The organism is Roseivirga sp. BDSF3-8 (assembly GCF_041449215.1).
Taxonomy (GTDB): Bacteria; Bacteroidota; Bacteroidia; order Cytophagales; family Cyclobacteriaceae; genus JBGNFV01.
The window spans coordinates 3,185,325-3,204,516 of record NZ_JBGNFV010000001.1; the positions used below are offsets into that span (position 1 = coordinate 3,185,325).

General features: G+C 46.1%; 15 protein-coding genes. 5 read left to right on the forward strand and 10 right to left on the reverse strand.

Features of this window, described 5'->3' with window-relative positions; translation table 11 throughout:
* Nucleotides 1-4: 4 nt before the first annotated feature.
* The 6 genes from AB9P05_RS13345 to AB9P05_RS13370 form a co-directional block, all read right to left on the reverse strand.
* Nucleotides 5-1,003, reverse strand: coding sequence for a PD-(D/E)XK motif protein (locus AB9P05_RS13345; protein ID WP_371909321.1), 999 nt, complete (start codon nt 1,001-1,003; stop codon nt 5-7).
* A complete protein-coding gene (locus AB9P05_RS13350; protein WP_371909322.1) occupies nt 981-3,740 on the reverse strand; it encodes a Z1 domain-containing protein in 2,760 nt (919 codons plus the stop codon). Before AB9P05_RS13350 ends, AB9P05_RS13345 begins: the two co-directional genes overlap by 23 nt.
* Nucleotides 3,734-5,200, reverse strand: coding sequence for an ATP-binding protein (locus AB9P05_RS13355; RefSeq protein ID WP_371909323.1), 1,467 nt, complete (start codon nt 5,198-5,200; stop codon nt 3,734-3,736). Before AB9P05_RS13355 ends, AB9P05_RS13350 begins: the two co-directional genes overlap by 7 nt.
* Before the next feature lie 26 nt (nt 5,201-5,226).
* Nucleotides 5,227-6,471: a DNA cytosine methyltransferase gene (locus tag AB9P05_RS13360; RefSeq protein WP_371909324.1), complete on the reverse strand. Its 1,245-nt coding sequence runs from the start codon at nt 6,469-6,471 to the stop codon at nt 5,227-5,229.
* Nucleotides 6,468-6,893, reverse strand: coding sequence for a very short patch repair endonuclease (locus tag AB9P05_RS13365; RefSeq protein ID WP_371909325.1), 426 nt, complete (start codon nt 6,891-6,893; stop codon nt 6,468-6,470). The genes AB9P05_RS13360 and AB9P05_RS13365 overlap by 4 nt, the downstream gene beginning before the upstream one ends.
* A 404-nt stretch (nt 6,894-7,297) precedes the next feature.
* Nucleotides 7,298-8,557, reverse strand: coding sequence for a hypothetical protein (locus AB9P05_RS13370; protein WP_371909326.1), 1,260 nt, complete (start codon nt 8,555-8,557; stop codon nt 7,298-7,300).
* Nucleotides 8,558-8,970: 413 nt separating this feature from the next.
* Here AB9P05_RS13370 and AB9P05_RS13375 point away from each other — a divergent pair, with 413 nt between their 5' ends.
* Together AB9P05_RS13375 and murI are read left to right on the forward strand one after the other, a co-directional pair.
* Nucleotides 8,971-9,378, forward strand: a complete 408-nt coding sequence (locus AB9P05_RS13375) for a hypothetical protein (protein ID WP_371909327.1) — start codon at nt 8,971-8,973, stop codon at nt 9,376-9,378.
* 620 nt (nt 9,379-9,998) lie between these two features.
* Nucleotides 9,999-10,814, forward strand: a complete 816-nt coding sequence (murI, locus tag AB9P05_RS13380; RefSeq protein ID WP_371909328.1) for a glutamate racemase — start codon at nt 9,999-10,001, stop codon at nt 10,812-10,814.
* A 544-nt stretch (nt 10,815-11,358) separates the two neighbouring features.
* On the opposite strand, the gene AB9P05_RS13385 is transcribed toward murI, so the two are convergent.
* Both AB9P05_RS13385 and AB9P05_RS13390 read right to left on the reverse strand, forming a co-directional pair.
* On the reverse strand, nt 11,359-11,901 hold the full coding sequence (locus tag AB9P05_RS13385) for a thioredoxin family protein (RefSeq protein ID WP_371909329.1): 543 nt from the start codon (nt 11,899-11,901) through the stop codon (nt 11,359-11,361).
* A 140-nt stretch (nt 11,902-12,041) separates the two neighbouring features.
* Nucleotides 12,042-12,677, reverse strand: a complete 636-nt coding sequence (locus tag AB9P05_RS13390; protein WP_371909330.1) for a 4'-phosphopantetheinyl transferase superfamily protein — start codon at nt 12,675-12,677, stop codon at nt 12,042-12,044.
* A gap of 94 nt (nt 12,678-12,771) precedes the next feature.
* On the opposite strand from AB9P05_RS13390, the gene AB9P05_RS13395 reads away from it, so the two are divergent.
* From AB9P05_RS13395 to folB, 3 genes are read left to right on the forward strand one after another with little or no spacing between them, the layout of a single operon-like run.
* The gene (locus AB9P05_RS13395) at nt 12,772-13,701 is read left to right on the forward strand and encodes a WD40 repeat domain-containing protein (protein ID WP_371909331.1); all 930 of its coding nucleotides are present in this window, start codon (nt 12,772-12,774) and stop codon (nt 13,699-13,701) included.
* The gene (locus AB9P05_RS13400) at nt 13,698-14,495 is read left to right on the forward strand and encodes a DivIVA domain-containing protein (RefSeq protein WP_371909332.1); all 798 of its coding nucleotides are present in this window, start codon (nt 13,698-13,700) and stop codon (nt 14,493-14,495) included. Before AB9P05_RS13395 ends, AB9P05_RS13400 begins: the two co-directional genes overlap by 4 nt.
* Nucleotide 14,496: 1 nt before the next feature.
* On the forward strand, nt 14,497-14,856 hold the full coding sequence (gene folB, locus AB9P05_RS13405) for a dihydroneopterin aldolase (RefSeq protein ID WP_371909333.1): 360 nt from the start codon (nt 14,497-14,499) through the stop codon (nt 14,854-14,856).
* A gap of 1,239 nt (nt 14,857-16,095) precedes the next feature.
* On the opposite strand, the gene AB9P05_RS13410 is transcribed toward folB, so the two are convergent.
* Nucleotides 16,096-18,498 carry an endonuclease MutS2 gene (locus AB9P05_RS13410; RefSeq protein WP_371909334.1) on the reverse strand — a complete coding sequence of 801 codons (2,403 nt, stop codon included), beginning with the start codon at nt 18,496-18,498 and terminating at the stop codon, nt 16,096-16,098.
* Between the two features lie 158 nt (nt 18,499-18,656).
* Complete coding sequence (locus AB9P05_RS13415) at nt 18,657-19,166, reverse strand: DUF4296 domain-containing protein (RefSeq protein ID WP_371909335.1); 510 nt, start codon at nt 19,164-19,166, stop codon at nt 18,657-18,659.
* Between the last annotated feature and the right edge of the window lie 26 nt (nt 19,167-19,192).

A 19,192-nucleotide genomic window follows, 5' to 3' on the forward strand; every position in this document is an offset into this window, starting at 1 on the left:
ACTTCTAACTGATTTTTCTTAACAATTCTTCTTCTGTAATTCTCCAGTTATCATTGATAGGCAACATTATGGAATACTTCACATCACCAACACCGTTAGGCAAATCCTTCTCTTCTATTCGTGGGAACTCATCTTTAACAGAAAATATGTTTTGCTCTCGAACGGTGTATCCTTTTACATCATATAAAAATTTGTCCTTTTCAAAATAGCCGGCTTGATAAAGCTTCATTCGTAAAAGGTTCTCATTAAATATGCCGTCGTCAAGTATCGCAAATGTACGATCCACCATGTCGTTAAGCGACTCGCCAAAATTATCTCTCGCTTCTAAGGATAGGTGATACAAATAAATCTCCGATACTATAGAAGTATCCAATTGTCGTTCATTGGAGATATTTATCTTTTGATGCTTCTTAGTTATGGTAGTTTTAACTTCTACTGCCCATCCCGAATTATCAAAATCCTGCACAGCACCTTCCATACCCTTCCAGCTAGATAGAACCTGGTTGGAGTCTGAGTTATAAGATAAGAATTTATTAAGAAAATATAACTCTCCATATAAGCCTCTCTGCTTTTCGGCAGAAAGGCCCCCAGCATTTATCTTCTGAAAAAGAATGCTCCATTTACTTATTCTATGAATTAAAACCTGAACTAATTTCTCATTTGTATTTATATCACGAACTTCCTGAAATAAATCAGCACACAGTACTGAAAAGACATCTGCATGTTCTTCATCTTCTAGCTGAATAATCAAATATTTCTTCAAAGTATCGAAATTCCCTTCAATAAAATCAACTTTAAAGGACTTATGATGCACCATTATAATATTGGAATAATAATCTGAGAATATTGCATGAGCTACCAAGCATTTTTTTTTCTCTCTTGCATTAATCGCAACATAAATATCCGGCTTAATTTCAGGGGAAAGTCGCTTATATACGATTGAGGATGATGATTCTATCTCCAAGTCTTTCCAAATGCTTTTAATCCTCGTACTCCAGTTCATCTTCATCATCAGTTTGAAAATTGCGAAGAAACAGGTCTCTATTTCCTTTATAAACTACTGTGGTCTTATTTTTATTACCAGGAAAGCTTATTGCATACCCAACAAAGGGCAAATTATCATTAAGCGGTTCGTCAGTAGATATTGCACCTGAAGGTGATAATAGATATAACAGAATAAGCGGCTCATCAGGCTTTCTAAATTCGTTTCTCACTACATTACCTGAAGGATAAGAAGGGTTTAGGGATCCCTTTTTAGAAATTTTATTTAGTTCTGACGTTCTTTTAAGGGCTTCGCCATACTTTTCAGGAATATCAACTAATTCATGTCGCGGACTGATAAGTCTAGATCGTACTAAATAATATATATTATTATCTGAATTGCTTTCATCCCTATTTCGTAAATAACTATTTACCCGAATATTTTCGGTATAACACTCAAAATCGTAATTGCCTTGAGGGGAGTTGCTCGACATCAAAGCCACCCTCCAAGTTTTTAGCTCGCCTTTAGAAATTCTTTTATTTACATATTCTATGAGATACTCAATCTTTCCTGAGATCATTTGTTCAGGAAGTTTATATGTGGATAAGAAACTTTCGATTTTCTCAAATGGAATATTATACCATACAAAATTACCCTTATTACGAACATACTCGCCTAGATTTTTGATAAGGAATGTTAAACCTTCATAATTTTGCTTCTTTATTAAATAATCTTTATGAAAAATGTATGACTCAACTAACCTTCCATCCCATGAAACAGCAATATCAATAGCACTTTTTAATTTATTGGCGGCAGATATTTGAAGTATCCCTGGGTGAGAGCGTACTTTTAAGTTGTATTCGGAAGGGGTAGTACCTGCAACCTTAGTCATGTAGTTAAATTCTTCCCGCAGTTCCTCTGATGCATTAGTGATAAGTGTAAACCATTCTGTTATTTCTGAACTCGTAAATAACCTGCATAAGTCAGAATAACCTTTACGGTAGCCAAACCACCGTCCCATTTGCATTAGAGTATCATACATCTTTGATGCCCTTAGAAAATAACTTACAGAAAGTCCCTCCAGTGTTAGCCCTCTGGACAACTTATTACCTCCAATTGCTATTACAGAAAGTCCATCAGGATGGTCAAAATAATCCAGCACCTCTTTTGATCCACCATGTATTGCTTTTACATCTATTTTTTTAACTGCATCGTACAACTGAAGCTGTATTTCTCTAAAGTCATGACATTGTAACGATGGTTCAATTTCGGCTAGAGAGCTAGTCTTTAATTTACCATATATTGTTGTATATGATTTATAGTATGCAATATCATGCTCGTAAACCTTCTGAAACTCTTTTAAAATACTTTCATCACCATCCTCGATTGCAATTCTGTAATTGGTTACTACCTCATCAACTAAAGCAGTAATTTTATCCTGCCATCGCTGAAAACGGGAGACATGAATTAGCATAGAGTTATGTTCAGTTTCCTGTCCTCTCAAGCGTCTTATGGCACAATTTATTATAAAACACTTTACAGCTATTTTTAATGAATCTGGAACCTCTTTAGGTAAAACTCCATCTTTTTTGTGCTTGTCGGGTACAAAATTAGTGTAATCTGTAATCTTACAAATGAATGGGTATGGTTCAACGTCATCAGCTTCGTTACTATCAGACCTTATACCAAATATCTTACTGGCCCCTATGTAATTGGATGGTGTAGGTAAGTTTATTATGAAATCTTTTGGAAACAAATCATAGTCATCAAGAGGGATGAAAACGTTTGCAAAAGGTGTGGCAGTGTATCCTACATACGCGCTTTTATCAAAGACATTTATTATATTATTAATGTGTCCATTGATGGCGGCTCTGTCAGAGTCTTTAGAAATGTTGATAGAGGCATTATCTGCTTCGTCATCTATCAACAATAGTGATTTGCTTGAAATGGTTCTTTCTCCTTTATTAATTCCTGCGAAACCCTTGAGCCAAGAATGTAATCGGGCTAAAACGTGTGTGTTTTTTTTTACAACAGCGACTATAGGATAATGATGATGAAAATTAAAACCATGTGGAATTGATGTGAAGTCACCATCGCTGTGACTTGATGTAACAGATAAGGCGTTTGGGTGATCCCGATATTCTCCCACTCCTATTTTGTCACCTATTCTATTTAGCTTTCTTACTGTTTGTGTGTCATACCCTAAAAATCCTTGATCAATTCGTAATTGAGTTTGAGTACGTAAATTATCATGAATACCGGCTAGTACGATTATTAGTCCATACCCTGCATCAGCAGCTTTACAGATTAAACCAATGTAATTAGCTGTTTTCCCAGATTGCACCTGCCCAACTACAAGTCCCTTTTTGTTTGCAACGATTTTCTTTTCGGGATTGAATGTATTATCAAGTATTGAGTCAGTAAGCTTATCAAGCTTCAATATGATTTTTTTTGAAAGCTTCTGTTTTGAAGAAAGATATCTCTTATACGAATTCCAAAACTTCCAATTATCAGCATTGATTTGATGAATCCATGGTTTTTTTATGGATTCATCTTCTAAAATGAGAAAGTCATCGATTTTTATATTAACCTTCGCCTCTAAGTGTCTTATAAACTCTTTTTTATCTAGGTTTGCTGCTTGAAACCTTCCCATCCCTAAAACCTCCTCAACTACACTTTCAATTTCCTTTTTAGTAAAAGAAGCTTTTTCATTATAAGACAATAATTCAATAGCAATATTAATGGCTGTATCTAACATAGGGAATCAATAATTTCCGGATATTTATCGAAGGGCTCAATTTGAATAATAATCTTTTTAATTTGACTTAATGACTCGCCTCTGTCTAATAGTGATTTTGCAAAATCATAGATAAGGTCAGTTATTACTTTTACATCATTCTCAAAAGGCTCAGCCTGAGGCTGTATATTCTCATTTTCAGACAGGGTAATTAAAGGAACCGGAACGGTTTCTTCTATACAACACAATACATTCTCAATAACCGATTTATTGCTGTTCTCAGCCAGTAAGTTCTGAATAATGGGATGGTCTCTGTTAATTTTATAGAACCTCTTGCCATGCTTAACTAATTCTTCCCATATATATATAGATTTTGAAGATCCGAGGCTGCGTTGTAATACCTTGCCACGATGCCGGTAAACATCCACAGCCTGATTTCTGGCATCAGCGGCAATAGCGCGAATTGTATCTTTAAGTCGTGAAGGGGGTCTGGCAACTGATTTTTTAATGTCAATTTGCCACTCTTCATCCATATTATTAGGTAGCTCAATACTTATCCTGCACAGATCATAGTGAACCTCTCGTTTAAACATTCCTAACCAGTCACCACATACTAATAGCCTGTCATTTCTATACACATAAAAGCCTTGGTGAGCTGTCCAGCTATCTCTCGGTCCTTTGCCTTTCTCGTACTCTTCCGGATTTAGTTTAGTCCTATGAGGCAGTATATAAGGTTTTACACTTACAGATTCGTCAATTATTGATCTAGGTCTGGGCTGTAATCCAATACACCCAATCATGTAGGGGTCCCAGCTTTCAATTTTCCTACCTCTAAAAAATATGCTTACACTCTTATCAATGTATCGATGAAAAACCATAGACAAGTGTTTTTTTACCTTATCCATAGTTTGCATAAATTTCATTTTGGAGCTTTGGCTATCTGATAAAGTGTGTTTAGTCAACCTATCCAGGTCCCACCAAAGCACACAGGTTCCGGCCTCTAAATCATCTAAATATTTATCGGCCACTAAAGAGTGCGGGCAGAATTGAATAAGCTGCCAGCCTTTAACCTCTTCTACATAATCAAGGTCCCAGGTCCAGTATACAGAGTGATAATCCTTTTTCTTTGAATAGACGCAAAATTTACGGCATTGGGAGAAAGATGCCGTTTTTAAACCTAATCCAAAACGCCCGAGATCGGTTGGACTTCTATTGGCTTTAGGATTGAAGCTGCCGGGTCGCATTGCGCGTATCAGCTCCTCATTATTCATGCCTATGCCATCATCTGCAATAGCGATAACAGTATCAGCACCTGCCCATTCATAATCTATCCATATATTTTTTGCCTGTGCAGATATTGAATTATCTATTATATCTGCGAGAGCGGTTTCAACAGAGTAACCAATTGCTCTGAATGTCTCTATCATAGAGCTGGCTTCAGGCTCGGCACCTATTGAGGCAAATTTGGAATAGTCAGTCATTCAATATAGTTGGTTGAAACATATATTTAAACCCTGGCAAGCCTCTTCCTGAGTGTCCTGGCAATAACCTCGGCCATTAAGGGCGGAACAGCATTCCCTATTTGTCGGAAAGCAGGTGTTCTGTTTATCCCCTCTTTAACTCCTTCAAAATAATAGTCGTCGGGAAAAGATTGCAGTCTGGCAGCTTCCCTTATAGATAGAGATCGACACTGCTCTTCGTCTGGATGTATGTAGTAATGTCCATCCTTACTTATATGAGCTACTACAGTGTGAGAATAAGTAAGCTCCGGAGCAACAACTTTGAACCTGTCAGTGAATGATGTAGTATTTTTATGTGTCCGTAGGTGCTTAGGTAAGTCTGCATAATTCAGGCGTTGTTGCTTATCCTTCCACAGGCGAATAGCCCTTCTATATATTTCAAGGTCCTGATCGGTGTGATTTCTTGCTTCGTGTTGGGTAACAAATGGCAGTCCGTTTCTTATACTGAATTTATTCAGGTAGTCATTTGTAGGAGCTTCGTAATCCCCAGTATATTTTTCGCCAGCTTTAATTTTGGGAAGATCAGTTAAAGCATCTTTCACTTTAAAGTCATGATGTATAGGATTGAATATTGGGTATCTATGGTTACTGGTCTTTTTCCACCCTATAATTATCAGTCTTTCACGGTTTTGAAGTACTCCATAATTGATAGAGTTTTGTTCCCTGCACTCCATATGATAGTCAGATTTATCGACTATATTTTCTATATTTTCAAGGAACTTACCACCTCCTGCACTTCTTAGACCTTTTACGTTCTCAAATACGAACATCTCAGGCTGAAATGCCCTTAGGAATTCGGCATAAAACTTATAGAGGAAGTTTCGTGGGTCGCCTTTCATGCCGTTCTGATGACGGGCACGACCAATCACGGAGTACGCCTGGCAGGGAGGCCCACCAACTATGAGGTCTACTTTATCAGTGCCACCATTAAGTTCTTTTATACGCTCAATGAGAGAATGAACATTTTCAGCACCTATCTCTTCATTGATAACTGAATTGAGCTTTTCGGGGGGGACATGGCTATAGAGCTCAGTCCTTGATATTTCTTTTTTCAGGTATTTATGGTATATATCTTCTTGTCCTGCATTTTTCAGGTAATGGTAGGCTGTTCGGGTTTTTAAGGTATAGCAAGCCGCTCTATCAGATTCAATATGTGCTACAGGCTCAAAACCGGCTCTGATAAATCCTTCAGAAAGCCCCCCTGCACCAGCAAATAAATCTATGTATTTCATTCCCGTTGATTTCTAATTTTTTTAGCAATCAAAGATAGCGCTTTATCTTTATTTTTACTTTTCAATTCACACTCCCAGATTACAAGCACCTGCCATCTGTTCTCTTTAAGCTGGTCGTAAGCCCTTTCATCACGGGAGATATTTCCTTGTAGTTTTTCGCGCCACCACTCCGTACGGGTTTTGGGAAGTTTATGGTATTTACACCCTTCATGTCCGTGCCAGAAACAGCCGTGAACAAAGATGACAGTCTTATATTTTGGGAGAACGAGGTCAGGTTTACCAGGAAGTTTTTTGTCATGAAGACGATACCGAAACCCCTGGCTGTGCAGATATTTACGCACTACCATTTCAGGCTTTGTGTCTTTGCCGCGAATACGGCTCATGTTATAGCTACGGGTTTCTTTCGAATGTACGTCGGTCATATTTTCCTAACGTATCCGGCTCGCGATCCTCCTGCAACTTTTCTTTTTATTCGGTTTTTACTTTTAATCTCATAGGGTTTAGTCTTTTCATAGGTTGTAATCTTCCTCGGCAAAATAATGGTTAATCGTTTTACATCCATAGAAAACATTCCAACCAGGCTAATTTTTTTCCCAAAGCTGCCTAAGATGATCCCAAGAGAAATTCACTAATCCCCCCCCCAAAAAAAAATTATGCGTTAATCCACCATTTGGAATTATGCGCGACGAGTAATGAAAAAATATGCGTGAATGTCCTCGGCGCGCACGCATAATACTGTTACCTGGTCGGTAGAACAGTTAAAGCCACGGATGGGGCTCAGAAGAAATATTTATTTCATTTTATAAAATCTTATGGTGCGTTTCCGCTACTTCGCCCTTTTGATCTTGTAGTAATCTTTTAGACCGGAGGGACCATTAACTTTACCGTGCAAATAGACTTTTCCGTCAAGCAGGAAGGAGTTGTAGTGTTGGGACTCGGCAACACCTTTCATGGTATTGTAAAATTCAAACTCCTCCGCCGTAGGCTCTCCCTTTTTGAAATTACCCTCTTTATCTACGGCAAGCGTAATTTCTGCAGACCGGCTATCGCTGGTCTGAACATTTGTAATCGGATTGGTATTGCCTATCCTCATTTCATATGATGATATGTTGATAAAAGCCCCCATATTCCCCAGGTTTTGCAAACTGATCTCGTGGTCTCCTTTTTCAAAGATTTTTAAAACCGAACTGTAATTTTTGACGGTAGTATGACCTGTATACTTGTCGTATGGCTCAATGGACAGTTTCGATGTAAACCTCAGCTTATCTATCACCTTCATTTCGGGCAGTTGGTAGGTGACAAAACTAACTTTGCCATCCTGCTTTTCAGCAGTAATCAACATATTACCAAAAAACCGGCTCGTGGTACTGCATTTTTTACAATTTGATGTTGGAGTGTAAAAAACTGCCTTTTGGGCATTTAGCGGTACCTTTATAAGGGCATCCTCTATCTGTATAAAGATAGCCTCGTCAGTATAGGCAATTTGTTCGGTGGTTTTGATTAGTGGCAGAGCCATTACTGTGGTATCACTACCCGAGGGGGTGATATAGTCAGCAATATTCAGTTCCTTGGTAAACACGGCATCCTTTCCATCGAACATATAGATCTTAAGTATATTGATTCGGATAGACATACCGATGAATTTGCCATCATTGATGCTAACAAAAGAAGCCTGGGCCTCATCATTGTTGGTGGGCAATTCTTGTCTGGTAAGAGTTCCTGCGACCGGGTCTATTATAAATACAGATAAATCTAGCTTATGGTTGCCCCACTTTTTATCATAACTATATAGGTATATAAGGTCATTTTTCACAGTGGCTCCTACAATGTCTTTGAGCTTACCGAGAGGGTTATCCAGGATGAAGGTATCTAACTTATTAAGGGCGGAATCATACTTTACCAGTACAATTTCTTTTTTGCCGGGATACACTCCGAAAAAGACTTCCGGGTTATCTGATAAAGCAATGTATCCCTCCTTGTTGCCCTTTAGATCGCTGGCGTCATACCCGCTAGATTGGCTCGCAGCATTTAAAGGGAATAATACGGAAAGAATAATAAAGCTTAGGCTCAAAAAATAGAGTTTCATAGGTTATTCAGGTGGTTATAGTCGACTGAATATAAGATTTCACAATCTTAATAAGAAACCAAGCCCTTATTCTGTGGAAATAAATAGCTTCAAAATACCTAAAGGTGACTGAATTCATTACAGGGAGGACAAGGTTAAAAGTGGAAGGGCATCTGTACAGATTCCTAATGAAGCACTTGGGGCAAGGTATTACTCTATTAAGAAATACCAGACCTGCAGGTGTTCACATGTGAAAAAGGCGTCTCTCCTTCTTATCCCAAATTATGCGTAGCCTCAAAAAAAATATGCGTGGCCATCCGCGCGCGCATAATTCAGCCGGTAGGGTAGCGGCCTGGTGGAGTAGGGGAGCGTAGTCCGTTAGGACTTGTGCAGCAGGCTAATTATCCGTTAATTACCTATTAAAATCTACCGCTATGAAACTTCGCCTGTTCTTTACCCTATTACTATTGAGTCTTGGTACGGCCGCCTTTGCCCAGGTAGGCGTAGCGTACCACCAGTCGGGATTGCCCTTTGCCGAAGTGCATTATGAGTTTGGCGAGCGTGTGCGGCCCCTGTTCAGACCCGGCGTCGACAGCTTTTTTGATAACTTTCCCCTGGAGCTTGCCATCACTTACGACATCCTTGATAGGGAAGACTACGAGTTTTACGCAGGCCTCGGCGGCCGGATCAACGGCTTTGAGGGCGCCGTCATCCCCATCGGCCTTAATGTCTACCCCTTTGACAATAAGCGCTTCGGGTTTCATATCGAGGTCGCCCCCATCATCGGCGATGCCGACATACTCCGCGGTAGCTGGGGTATGCGCTACCGGTTTACCCGGTGAGTAGGGCCAAGGCAGTGAATAACGAACCATCCCTCGATTCTCCTTGGCGCCCAATCAACGTCAGAACAAGGATAGAGCCTCCCGTTCATAAATGGCCGATAGGTAATTGTTAGTAAAAACGGTCAACACTATTTAAGGACTGACATCAATTATCCACTATCCATTCCCCATTATTAGTACTATTCCGTAGTACATGCCTGTATCCACCCTATAGCTATCCTATAGTCATTGTATAGTCATCCTATAGTCAACCTGTGGAAAACCTGTACCCCTCCTTTTTGCACTATTCTTATTCACCCAGTACCAGCAACCTCCGCCAGAGCCAATCCATTGGGCGCTGCCTGCAAGGCGCGGCCTGCAAGGCCTACGCGGCTCGGTGCGGCCTGCCAGACGCGGAAGACCTCCCCTGGGTTGAAAATACGCCTTCGCGTTTTTCAACCGGTCCCCTGCCTGAAATCAGGAGGGGAATTTTCGTGCTATAGATTATTTCTGAGGGTAAAAGGGGGCTATTGCAGAAAGTGAAGTCTACAAAAACTCTGTTACTCAATAATTCTATTACTCAATTATTCTATCATTCAATAATTCACCCATTCTCTCATTCAATCATTTATCTTTGCCCCATGTCCCTGACCTCAAAATCTCCCATAGGCCTGTTCGATAGTGGTGTGGGCGGCCTCACTGTGGCCCATGCCGTAAATAAGCTGCTGCCTGATGAAAAGCTGATCTACTTTGGCGATACCGCCCACCTTCCTTATGGCGATAAATCCCTTGCCGCCATACAAGCCTATTCCGTCAAGATCACCGATGTGCTCCTGCAGGCAGGGTGCAAGGTGATCCTTATTGCCTGTAATACCGCTTCCGCCGCCGCTTTCGAACTCGTGCGCGAGTATGCCGGCAGCAGGGCCCGCGTATTTAATGTGATAGACCCCGTGGTGGACTACGCCCGCGAGCACTTTGCTCAGAAGCGTATCGGCCTTATTGCCACCAAACAGACCATAGCCAGCCAGACCTACCAGCGGAAGGTGGAAGCCCTGGGCGAGGGCATCGACCTGCGCGCCATGGCCACGCCATTGCTCGTGCCTATGATAGAGGAGGGGTTTTTGCACAATAAGATCAGCCGGCAGATCATTGATACCTACCTCAGTGAGGAAATGCTACAGGGGATAGAGGCCATTATTCTGGGCTGCACCCATTACCCCCTCATCAAAAAAGAGATTTCAGAATATTACCAGGGCAATGTAGCCGTGCTCGACAGCAGCGAGATAGTGGCCCGTGCCCTCCGCGGCTACCTCGAGTACAATAACCTGCTCGCCCAGCCCACCCAGCCCCCTGCTCACCGGTTCATGGTCTCCGACTACACCGATAACTTCGAGCACAGCACCAAGCTCTTCTTCGGCACAGAAGTCCAACTGGAAAAGTACAAGCTCTGGGAATGAGGTAGGTGGGGAGCAGGGTGCGGGCTGCCAGACGCGGGAGGACCTCCGAAAGTCGGACCACCGAATGTCGGACCACCTGATTTGAAAATACGCCTTGGCGTTTTTCAACCGGTCCCCTTCCTGAAAGGAGGGGAATATTCGTGCTATGGATTATTTCTTAGGGTGAAAAGGAGGCTTCTGCAGGTAGTAGCTTCTTTAAAAGCCCTATTATTCAATAATTCTGTGATTCAGTGACTGATACCATTCACTCATTCTCTCATTCAAAATTCACTCATTACCCCCATCATTCTATCAGACGATGCAAGTCGCGATAAATCGCGCCACTATAGATGTCATTGTGTGCAAGTAGTAGCGTCTACAAAAACTCAAAACTCAAAACTCAAAACTCAAAACTCCAACACTCTATTACTCTATTACTCATTAATTCTATTATTCAATGACTAATACCATTCACCCATTCTCTCATTCAAAATTCACTCATTAAAAAAGCCCTCCGCTTTTGGCAGAAGGCTTCCCATCGTAAATCAAAGTATGTCTTAAGGCCTTACTGGCGCTTTTTCTTGATCATGCAGCCCGTAGGGCGTTGCGGGCTTATGCCAGCCGTGTTATTTGACAGTAGTGCGTCGATCGCGTTTCTGAGATAAGCCTCCTTCACATCCTGCTCCACCTGCGGGTTATCGTCTATGGCGCCCGAGTATACAACCCGGAAGCCGTTGCCCTGCGGGGTCAGTAAGAAGGCTTCGGGTGTCTTCTGTGCGCCGAGCTGGCGTACAGCCTCCTGTGTGGCATCTGCCAGGTAAGGGAAGTCATATCCCTCCTCGCGTGCCTTGCGGGCCATCTCGCCGATAGACTCGTGGTCATTATTCACACCCGTGTTAGGGTTTACCAATAGAAACTGTATGCCCTTGCCGCTGTATGCGTTCGCCATATTCTTGATACGGTTATCATACAGTTTAGAGTAAGGGCAGTAGTTACTCGTAAATATCACCACAATGCCTTTGGCACTGCCAAAGTCTTTGAGGCTCACCTGCTGCTGTGTGCGTGCGTCTTTTAGTGCAAAGTCAGATATAACTTGACTGCGCTCCATAGTGCCCGCAAAAGCAAAAAAGGTTAAGAGGATTATAGCAAAAGCTTTCATAAGCGTAGGCTTCTTTCCTGAAAATATAAAAAAATAAAATGAGGAAATTCTTACTCTACCCTTCGGGCTATGTAAGGTCACCGGGGTAATTACAAATTATGAACCAGGAAAAGTTCATCTAGTTTCTCAAAATGCAGCCGTACCGTACGCTCCATGTCCGGCATGCGTATGTGCCCCGTGATCAGGCCCCTCTCACCCGGCTCGAACGGGTCTATGTGCAGTTGTTCGCTAAAAATGACCCCTTTTCGGCCATACATCTTATATAACGTCTCCTTCGCTGCCCAGTAAATGCAGAGCCGCTCCGGGTCGTCTGCCGCGTGCTCACGCTCCGGGTTGCATAAGAACTTGTGCGATAGCCGCTTAAGCTTGTTGTCCGGTTTCTCTACATCAATGCCCGCTTCCCCTTCAGGGTGTAAAAGGCCCACCACCCAGGGGCTCCGGTGGCTCAGCGCAGGTTGGTAAGGCGCTTTATGAAGGTAAGGTTTGCCGTAACTATCCTTATCCAATGGCTCCGGTTCCAGGCCCGCCTTGTCCAGCAGCCCCGCCACCAGCAGGCGTCCCGCCATCCACTCCGCACGGCGCCGGGGGTGCGCTATCGCCAGGCCCTCCCCTGCCGGCAGGCCCCGGTCTGCCAGCATTTTTTGCAAATCATCAGTCCTTTCCGAAAGGTGCCAGTAGCCTTTCCATATATTTCCGGTTATATTTTCTATTTTTGATAGCGGCATAGCCTATATTTTTTGCCACACACTTAGCACGGCGGCCCTTAGCGGGTCAAAAATGCTATTTTTATATTAAATAACGTCAAATCAGGTTGTCAAAATGGCCTCAAGCCCTGTTAAAGTAGAGAAAAAGCAAACCCTTACCGGTCACCGCGATTGTATTTATACACTCGAAGCAGGCAGTGACGGCAAGCACTTTTACTCCGGCGGGGGCGACGGCCTTGTAGCCGAGTGGGATCTTTCTGATCCTGAAAATGGCAGACTACTGGCAAAGTTACCCGCCTCCGTGTATGGCCTGCACCATATGCCCCAAACCAATACCCTCGTGGTAGGCCAGAACTTTGAGGGCATCCACCTGGTAGACCTGACCGAGCGAAAGGAGAAAGGCAGCCTCAGGTTTACCACAGCCGCCATCTTTGACCTTACCAGCCATGGCAACAGGCTGTTTGCCGCTACGGGGGACGGGGTGCTCACCGTCATAGACCTCGAGCACCTGCAGGTCATAAAGAAAATAACGCTGTCAGATAAGAGCGTACGCTCCCTGTCTGTAAACCCCGACACCCGTGAACTGGCGGCAGGGCTTAGCGATAACACCATCCGCATACTGGATCTGACCTCTTTAGAAGAAAAAAAACGGCTTGCGGACCACACAAAGAGCGTGTTTACCGTACGCTACTCACCAGATAACCGTTACCTGCTTAGCGGGAGCCGTGACGCCCACCTCAAGGTGTGGGACGCAGAGGCAGGCTATGCCCTGGCAGATAGTATAGTGGCCCACATGTATGCCATTAATAATGTCACCTACAGCCCCGACGGGCGCCACTTCGTGACCTGTAGCATGGATAAGTCCATAAAGATATGGGACGCAGCCGCCTTCAGGCTGCTGAAGGTGATAGACAAGGCGCGCCATGCCGGACACGGCACTTCGGTAAACAAACTGCTATGGGCAGGACTTGACAATAGATTGGTGTCCTGTAGCGACGACCGCACCATATCGGTGTGGGATATAGAATTTAACGACGGAAAATGAAAGTAACACCTTTAGAAATTCGCCAGAAAACCTTCGAAAAGGTCTTTCGCGGATACGATAAGGACGAGGTAAACGCCTTTTTACTCACCCTCTCGCAGGAGTGGGAACGCCTGGTGGATGAGCACAAGGAGATGCGTATAAAGCTGGAAAACAGCCGCGAGGAAGTGGAGAAGCTGCGTGAAGTGGAAAGCTCGCTGTTCAAAACGCTGAAAACGGCCGAGGATACCGGCGCCAACATGATCGAGCAGGCTAACAAAACGGCCGAGCTGCACCTGAAAGAAACCCAGATGAAGGCAGACGGCCTGCTGAACGACGCCAAGAACCGCGCCCGCGCCATTATGGAAGAGGCAGAATCCAAGAGCCGCCAGGTGCTGGAGCACATGGAAGACGATGCCCGCCACCTGGAAGATAACTGCCGCAAGCTGGAAGACTACCGCGATACGCTGCTGAGCGAAATGCGCCACCTGGCCGAAAGCACCATAGAGCGCGTGGAAAAGGCTAAGAACAGCCGCCGCGATTTTAACCTGGACGAGCGGATAGGCTCAGCCCGCCACAGCCAGCGCGAGAGCCTCAATAAGCTTTCTTTTGAAAAAGAAGAAATGCAGCGTGTGGCCCCTCCCCCTATGGAGAATCCGCGAACCCAGCAGCACAGCTCTACCCCCGGAGAGGAGACCTCCCCTACAGAAGAGGAAGATACCTATACCACCGGGGATACCTACAGCGCCGAAGAAACCAACCAGGAAGAAGAACAGAAGAACAAGGGCAAAGGCTCCTTCTTTGACGATATAGAATAATATGCAGCAAGTCTCTCTGGAGAAATTAGAGTTTTTTGCCTACCACGGCTTTCATGCCGCCGAACGGCAAAAGGGCAACCGCTTTGAAGTAGACATTTATGTAGACCTGGACTTTTCCGAAGCCAGTAAGCGCGATTCCATCAAAGGCACCGTAAACTACCAGAACCTCTATGAAATAGTCCGCGAGGAAATGCTCATCAAATCCAAGCTACTGGAAAACGTGGCCATGCGTATCATGCGCCGCGTATTCGATGAGTTTCCCCAGGTACAAAGAGTAGAAGTAAGCGTATCCAAATTCAACCCGCCCCTCGGCGGCATCTGCCAGCGCAGCCGTATCCGCATCCGCGAAGAAAGGCAGTAACCATTTTTAATGGTCAATTGTCAATGGTGAGTTGTTAATTATTGTCAATCCCTAAATAGCGTTGAACGTTTTTACTAACTATTACCAATCGGACAATCATGAACCAGAGGCCTTTTTCTTGGTCTACCTTTGATGGGAAGCGTCCCAAACAGCACCAAACCCAGTCCTCCTGCCGGCAGTAATATCAATAAAGCGCAGACCGCTGGCCGGTAGGGGTGCTCCCGCAATCGGGCAGACACAGATGGGTAATGAGGGAATTTTTGAATGGGAGAAGGATTAAATAGTCAAGTAACAGAATTACGATTAAAACACAGGCCCTGTTATCCATCCCTGGTCTAGCCTCGACAGGTGAGCCGCAAAAAATCCCTGCTCCGCTAGCCAGCGGAGAGGTGGCCGCAGAGTAATATGAAGCGTATAGACTTAAAATCAGGTAAAGATAACACGATGAAAAGTACCGCAAATCACGCCTTGCGGACGGAGGGGTAACCCGGATAGCAGTCAGCCTTGAGTAGGGTAAGAGCAGCTGACTCTAACGCCAAACGGCACCAAACCACCCTGTCAAATAAAGGTACGCCCCCTTTATCTCCTTGAAAAGTAGGGGGATAAAGCTGATCAGCAAAAAAATCCTCCCCCGGAACGACATAGTCGTCAACCTAAAACTACCGCGGGGTTGTACCCCGTGGTTGCCATTTACGGGAGGTTGTACCTCCCCATGCAGGATGCTTGTTTAATACACTGAGCTTTGTAACAAGTGTCAACCTTTTAATAATAAGCAACATAGCTTAGCTAGACGGCTATGCCCTGGCAGGGGGGGCCGCAGAGAAGAAGAAGCGTATAGACTTAAAATCAGGTGAAGATAACACGATGAAAGTACCGCAAATCACGCCTTGCGGACGGAGGGGTAACCCGGATAGCAGTCAGCCTTGAGTAGGGTAAGAGCAGCTGACTCTAACGCCAAAGGGCACCAAACCACCCTGTCAAATAAAGGTGCGCCCCCTTTTATCTCCTTGAAAAGTAGGGGAATACAGGTCAGCAGCGGAATGTCGGCCCAATCCTGACCCATGAAGCACAACGTCCTTTTTGAACCGTTACCACCCAGAGAGCTGGGATTGGCTGATAGGCTATTTTTAAGACTTTTTACATCCCTAGCTTGACCGCTACGGCTAACGAGCGGAAGGGGGCCGGTTAGCACGAACGGCTAACCAGGGGAGAGGCTACCGGCAGCCCACCCCAAAAACCTCAGTCCTTCATCTCTACGATCGTCACCCCTGCGCCGCCGCGCTCAGGGTGCTCGTCGCGGACGCTCTGCACGTGGCGCTGTTGCCGTAGCTGATTACGTACCAGGTCTTTCAGTATCCCGTCGCCCTTACCATGCACGATGCGCACCTCCCTTTCACCCAGTATCAGGGCCGTATCCATGAAGCGCTCCAGCTCTCCCATGGCCTCTTCGCCGCGCTTGCCGCGCAGGTCCAGGTCGCTTTTAAAGTGCGCCCGCTTTTCCGTCAGGTCCAGCCCCTTTGAGGGGGATGATGAGCGGTCTGTGCTTTTCTTAAAGGTACGCTTGCTGATCTTCTCCAGCCGCTTCAGCTTCACCTTAGACTTCAGTCCCCCGATGCGTATCTCCGCGTCCTTACCCGCCAGTGCCAGCACCTCGCCCGTCACCTCCTGGCCCTTCAGGCGCACGTAGTCCCCCGGGTTGATAGGGCCATCAATCACCTGCACCTCCTCTTTAGGCTTCGGCTTTGGCCTGGGTGCCTCTTCCGGCGCTATCTCCTCGCCATACTCCTCCAGCTCCTTCCGCAGCTCGCGCGTCTTCAGCTTCTCCGCGCCCTGCTCCCGTATCTCCCGGATCGTGTTTTCGATGCGCTGGTTCGTCTCCTTCAGCAGGCGCTTAGCGTCCGCCTTAGCCTCCTGTATGATCTTTTTGCGCTCCTCGTCCAGAAACTCCCGCAGGCTCTCATACTCCCGGGCAGAAGATTCCAGGCGTTCCTTTTCCTTTTCCGCTCCTTTCGTCAGCTTATTATACTTGCGCTTCTCCTCCTCCAGGCGGTTCAGCAGGCGGTCGTAGCGTACCTGCTCTATTCCCACCAGGGTGCGTGCCTTCTTCAGTACCGGCCCCGGCAGGCCTATCTTCCGGGCTATTTCCAGCGCGTAGCTACTACCCGGCTTGCCTATCTCCAGCTCGTACAGCGGCTCCAGGTCGTCCAGGTCAAACTGCATCGCGGCATTGACGATGCCCGGGTGGTCCTCCCCGTACTTTTTCAGGTTAGAGTAGTGCGTCGTGATCACCCCGTACGCCTTCAGTTGGTTCATCTCCTCCAGGATAGCCTCCGCTATCGCGCCGCCAAACTGCGGCTCCGTACCCGTACCAAACTCATCGATCAGGAAGAGCGAGCGCTTGTCTGCCAGCGTCAGGAACTTCCTCATATTCGTCAGGTGCGAGCTATACGTACTCAGGTCATTCTCTATGGACTGCTCATCCCCTATATCAATAAATAGGCTTTTGAAGGTGCCCATCTTCGAGTGGCCGTCCACCGGCACCAGCATGCCGCACTGCCACATGTACTGTACCAGCCCCACCGTCTTCAACGTTACCGACTTACCCCCTGCGTTAGGCCCCGAGATAAGGATGATGCGCTGCTGCTTATTCAGTGTAATGTGCAGCGGTACCACCGGCTTCCCTGCCGCCTGGTGCGCCAGGAAAAGCAGCGGGTGCCGGGCCCCGTACCATTCTACATGTGTGTGCTTCACACTTTCCGGCCGCGTTGCCTCCAGGTCGCCCGCCAGTATCGCCTTCGCCCGGATGAAGTCTATCATCCCCAGGAAGTGATACGCCCGCTTCAGTGGCTGTATATTCGGCCGTACCTCGTCCGTAAGCGCCCGCAGGATACGGATGATCTCCCGGCGCTCCTGGTACTCCAGGTCCCGTATGTCGTTATTGATCTCCAGCACCTCCGCTGGTTCCAGGTACACCGTCTGCCCCGTGGCCGACTCGTCATGGATAAAGCCCTTGATGCGGCGCTTATGCTCGGCCAGTACCGGTATCACCAGGCGGCCGCCCCGCACCGTAAGCGTGGCATCTTCCGGGGTATAGCCCTCACCGCGGGCACTCCTCATCATGCTGTCCAGCAGGCGGCGTGCCCGTACCTGCTCCTGTTGCATCCGCTGCCGTATGTTCTGCAGCTCCCGGCTCGCGTTATTTCGTAGCTGACCCTTCTCGTCTATTTTCTCCTCTATCTTTTTCAGGAGAGATTTATCCAGCGTCACCATGCCCGAGAGGTCATGTAGCAGCGGGTAAGATTCCGGAAAGCGCCGGAAAAACTCATGTATCCGCAGGATCGTCTCCAGCGAGCGCTTCAGGTCGTAAAACTCCTCCGTATCCAGGTACGCCCCTTCCGCCCGGCTCTTGTCCAGTATGGTGCTCGTGTCCAGGTAGTGCGAGGCAGGGAAAGGCTCTTCCGAGGCTAAAATCTGACGGAACTCCTCCGTCTGCGACACCAGTTTGTCCACCTGGCCCGCATCGTCACTAAACCGCATCTTGTCCACAAAGGTCCGGCCCGGTCCGCTCAGGCAGCGTTCCCTGAGCAGGTTCCGGATCTTATCGAATCCAATCTTATCTTCTAAATTTTCCGGGTATAGCATTAATTATGAGGCAATCTTCAATAGAGTAGCACCCCGCAGGCCCTTGAACCGGCTGCACAGAGCGCGATATAGTAGTAAACCGCTAATAAGAAGCAGGGGTTATTCTTTTTTAAAATACAGTGCGCCAAAGCAATGCCGCCCTTTCCAGGGGGACTACCTTACGCACCTTCGGGGTCTTCTTCCGCCGCTGGCTGTTCCCCCTCTTCAGGGTCCGGCATGGCCCCTTCCGGGTCCTGCTCCATCTCCTCAGGGTCAAGGGGAAGTCTTTTTTGCTTGCCGGTATCAGTTTCCTCCTCTTCTTCGTTACCCTCTCCGGGGCGGTCGCGGCCCTCCTTTTCCAGCAGGCTTTCCATTACCCCCAGGCTGTCCAGTATGGCACCATTGATGTCCTCCAGTTGGGTAGGGTTCTGCAGGTAGTAATTGTAGCTAAGGGTAAACTCCTCCTCGGAGATACCGTACTTCTCATACAGAGCCAGTTCGTAATGTCTGAAAAGCAGCGCCGAGGAATCGCGGGAAAGGTGGAGATTTTTTACTTTTGTCTCCGCCAGGTAGGCTTCTTTAAGAAAGCTTACCATCTTTTCCTGGCTCACTACACCCTCTGGCGGGCGGTCCTCACCGGTGCAGGAAATGGCGAGTAGTAAGAGAATTATCCAAAAAGTATGTTTCACGGCTGAAAATTACGCATTTGTTAATA

Excerpts from the sequence above, each read along its gene's own strand:
- AB9P05_RS13390 (WP_371909330.1), bottom strand. The coding sequence starts at position 12,677 with ATGCCGCTATCAAAAATAGAAAATATAACCGGAAATATATGGAAAGGC.
- AB9P05_RS13410 (WP_371909334.1), bottom strand. The coding sequence starts at position 18,498 with ATGCTATACCCGGAAAATTTAGAAGATAAGATTGGATTCGATAAGATC.
- AB9P05_RS13400 (WP_371909332.1), top strand. The coding sequence starts at position 13,698 with ATGAAAGTAACACCTTTAGAAATTCGCCAGAAAACCTTCGAAAAGGTC.
- AB9P05_RS13350 (WP_371909322.1), bottom strand. The coding sequence starts at position 3,740 with ATGTTAGATACAGCCATTAATATTGCTATTGAATTATTGTCTTATAAT.
- AB9P05_RS13365 (WP_371909325.1), bottom strand. The coding sequence starts at position 6,893 with ATGACCGACGTACATTCGAAAGAAACCCGTAGCTATAACATGAGCCGT.
- murI (WP_371909328.1), top strand. The coding sequence starts at position 9,999 with ATGTCCCTGACCTCAAAATCTCCCATAGGCCTGTTCGATAGTGGTGTG.
- AB9P05_RS13395 (WP_371909331.1), top strand. The coding sequence starts at position 12,772 with ATGGCCTCAAGCCCTGTTAAAGTAGAGAAAAAGCAAACCCTTACCGGT.
- AB9P05_RS13370 (WP_371909326.1), bottom strand. The coding sequence starts at position 8,557 with ATGAAACTCTATTTTTTGAGCCTAAGCTTTATTATTCTTTCCGTATTA.
- AB9P05_RS13360 (WP_371909324.1), bottom strand. The coding sequence starts at position 6,471 with ATGAAATACATAGATTTATTTGCTGGTGCAGGGGGGCTTTCTGAAGGA.
- AB9P05_RS13345 (WP_371909321.1), bottom strand. The coding sequence starts at position 1,003 with ATGAACTGGAGTACGAGGATTAAAAGCATTTGGAAAGACTTGGAGATA.
- AB9P05_RS13385 (WP_371909329.1), bottom strand. The coding sequence starts at position 11,901 with ATGGAGCGCAGTCAAGTTATATCTGACTTTGCACTAAAAGACGCACGC.
- AB9P05_RS13355 (WP_371909323.1), bottom strand. The coding sequence starts at position 5,200 with ATGACTGACTATTCCAAATTTGCCTCAATAGGTGCCGAGCCTGAAGCC.
- AB9P05_RS13375 (WP_371909327.1), top strand. The coding sequence starts at position 8,971 with ATGAAACTTCGCCTGTTCTTTACCCTATTACTATTGAGTCTTGGTACG.
- folB (WP_371909333.1), top strand. The coding sequence starts at position 14,497 with ATGCAGCAAGTCTCTCTGGAGAAATTAGAGTTTTTTGCCTACCACGGC.